The following is a 3,021-nucleotide window of genomic DNA, read 5'->3' as shown; positions in this document are numbered from 1 at the left end:
ATGCAACCTTCGTTTCACAATGGGAAATTGATAATTATTTAGACCTTTACTAATAATATAGAAGAAAGATTGCCTGAGGGTGATCTTTCTTCTAGGTCTTCAGACTGATTTTTAGCACTCTTGACAAAAGAGTGCTAATTTTTTGAGTTTTTATCTTGACATTCTCTTCTAAGGGTGTATAATAGAATCATGAGTTAGCACTTGAGTGTATCGAGTGCTAATTGATCAGACAGAGAGGAGTGATGAGATGGTTACAGAGCGTCAGCAGGATATTTTAAATCTGATTATTGACATCTTTACCAAAACGCACGAACCTGTCGGATCCAAAGCCTTGCAAGAGTCTATTAACTCTAGCAGTGCAACCATTCGTAATGACATGGCGGCTTTAGAAAAGCAAGGGTTGCTTGAGAAGGCCCATACTTCAAGTGGTCGGATGCCAAGTGTTGCTGGTTTTCAGTACTATGTGAAACACTCACTGGATTTTGACCGACTAGCTGAAAATGAGGTATATGAGATTGTCAAAGCCTTTGATCAGGAATTCTTCAAATTGGAGGATATTCTGCAAGAGGCTGCTAATCTACTGACAGACTTGAGTGGCTGTACGGTAGTAGCACTGGATGTTGAGCCGAGCAGGCAACGTTTGACAGCCTTTGATATCGTTGTTTTGGGGCAACATACAGCCTTGGCAGTATTTACCCTAGACGAGTCTCGAACGGTTACCAGTCAGTTTCTGATTCCAAGGAACTTTTTGCAGGAGGATTTGCTGAAACTGAAGAGCATCATTCAGGAACGTTTCCTCGGCCACACCGTTCTAGATATTCACTACAAGATTCGGACGGAGATTCCGCAGATTATCCAGCGTTACTTCACAACAACGGACAACGTTATCGATCTCTTTGAACACATCTTTAAGGAAATGTTCAACGAAAACATTGTGGTGGCGGGCAAGGTTAATCTCTTGAATTTTGCCAATCTGGCAGCTTATCAGTTCTTTGACCAACCGCAAAAGGTGGCTCTGGAGATTCGTGAGGGGTTGCGTGAAGATCAGATGCAAAACGTCCGTGTTGCAGACAGTCAAGAGTCCAGTCTAGCTGATCTAGCGGTGATTAGTAGCAAGTTCCTCATTCCTTATCGGGGAGTTGGAATTCTAGCGATTATCGGTCCAGTTAATCTGGATTACCAGCAACTAATCAACCAAGTCAACGTAGTCAACCGTGTTTTGACTATGAAGTTGACAGATTTTTACCGCTACCTCAGCAGTAATCATTACGAAGTACATTAAGATTGAAATCATTAAAGGAGGCGAAAATGGCCCAAGATATAAAAAATGAAGAAGTAGAAGAAGTTCAAGAAGAGGAAGTTGTGGAAACAGCTGAAGAAACAACTCCTGAAAAGTCTGAGTTGGACTTGGCAAATGAACGTGCAGATGAGTTCGAAAATAAATACCTTCGTGCTCATGCGGAAATGCAAAATATCCAACGTCGTGCCAATGAAGAGCGTCAAAACTTGCAACGTTACCGTAGCCAGGACTTGGCAAAAGCGATTCTCCCTTCTTTGGACAACCTTGAGCGTGCACTCGCAGTTGAAGGTTTGACAGATGATGTGAAGAAGGGCTTGGAAATGGTGCAAGAAAGCTTGATTCATGCTTTGAAAGAAGAAGGAATCGAAGAAATCGCAGCTGACGGTGAATTTGACCATAACTACCATATGGCCATCCAAACTCTCCCAGCAGACGATGACCACCCAGCAGATACCATCGCCCAAGTCTTCCAAAAAGGCTACAAGCTCCATGACCGCATCCTACGCCCAGCCATGGTAGTAGTTTATAGCTAAGCTAGAAATCTTAAAAACTTGTCCGAAACGACAATAAACTATGAAGAAAGATAAGAGACAAGCCGGAGGCTTGCAAGGAAGATGTTTCCCGCCGTGGTGAAAGTTTCAGTAGCTTTTGCTACTGAAACAGGGGATTTTTGAGACAATAGGCTCAAAAATAAGTGATGAAATTCCGAAGGGAGTTGCTCACGTCCCCACCACTTAAGGGAAATATAAAAAAAGAAAATTAACTAACAAGGAGAAAAACACATGTCTAAAATTATCGGTATTGACTTAGGTACAACAAACTCAGCAGTAGCAGTTCTTGAAGGAACTGAAAGCAAAATCATCGCAAACCCAGAAGGAAACCGCACAACTCCATCTGTAGTATCATTCAAAAACGGCGAAATCATCGTTGGTGATGCTGCAAAACGCCAAGCAGTAACAAATCCAGATACAGTTATTTCTATCAAATCTAAGATGGGAACTTCTGAAAAAGTTTCTGCAAACGGCAAAGAATACACTCCACAAGAAATCTCAGCTATGATTCTTCAATACTTGAAAGGTTATGCTGAAGACTACCTTGGTGAAAAAGTAACTAAAGCAGTTATCACAGTTCCAGCTTACTTTAACGATGCTCAACGTCAAGCAACAAAAGATGCTGGTAAAATCGCTGGATTAGAAGTAGAAAGAATTATCAACGAACCAACAGCTGCAGCATTAGCTTATGGTTTAGATAAAACTGATATTGATCAAAAAGTATTAGTATTTGACCTTGGTGGTGGTACTTTCGACGTATCTATCCTTGAATTAGGAGATGGTGTATTCGAAGTATTAGCTACATCAGGAGATAACTTACTAGGTGGAGATGACTTCGACCAAGCTATTATCGACTACCTTGTAGAAGAATTCAAAAAAGAACAAGCTATCGATTTATCACAAGATAAAATGGCAATGCAACGTTTGAAAGATGCTGCTGAAAAAGCTAAAAAAGATTTATCAGGTGTAACTTCAACACAAATCAGCTTACCATTCATTACTGCTGGTGAAGCTGGACCATTACACTTAGAAGTAACATTAACTCGTGCTAAATTTGACCAATTAACATTAGATTTAGTAGAACGTACAAAAGAACCAGTTCGTCGTGCATTAAGCGATGCAGGATTATCAGCAAGTGAAATCGACCAAGTAATCTTAGTTGGTGGATCA

The 3,021-nt window shown here is 40.8% G+C and carries 3 protein-coding genes; all 3 read left to right on the top strand.

What is annotated here, in order from left to right:
- The first annotated feature begins 247 nt into the window (after positions 1–247).
- On the top strand, positions 248–1,282 hold the full coding sequence (gene hrcA / locus QZ565_RS09045) for a heat-inducible transcriptional repressor HrcA (protein ID WP_295528492.1): 1,035 nt from the start codon (positions 248–250) through the stop codon (positions 1,280–1,282).
- Between the two features lie 26 nt (positions 1,283–1,308).
- On the top strand, positions 1,309–1,833 hold the full coding sequence (grpE, locus tag QZ565_RS09040; RefSeq protein WP_084887535.1) for a nucleotide exchange factor GrpE: 525 nt from the start codon (positions 1,309–1,311) through the stop codon (positions 1,831–1,833).
- Between the two features lie 249 nt (positions 1,834–2,082).
- Positions 2,083–3,021: Hsp70 family protein (locus tag QZ565_RS09035; protein ID WP_295528487.1), on the top strand; the 939-nt coding region annotated here is incomplete at its 3' end.

Source organism: uncultured Streptococcus sp. (assembly GCF_915066115.1).
Lineage (GTDB): Bacteria > Bacillota > Bacilli > Lactobacillales > Streptococcaceae > Streptococcus.
This window is presented reverse-complemented; position numbering and strand designations above follow the sequence as displayed.

Bases quoted from the DNA above. Each gene is read 5' to 3' on its own strand.
- grpE (WP_084887535.1), top strand. From the start codon at position 1,309: ATGGCCCAAGATATAAAAAATGAAGAAGTAGAAGAAGTTCAAGAAGAG.
- hrcA (WP_295528492.1), top strand. From the start codon at position 248: ATGGTTACAGAGCGTCAGCAGGATATTTTAAATCTGATTATTGACATC.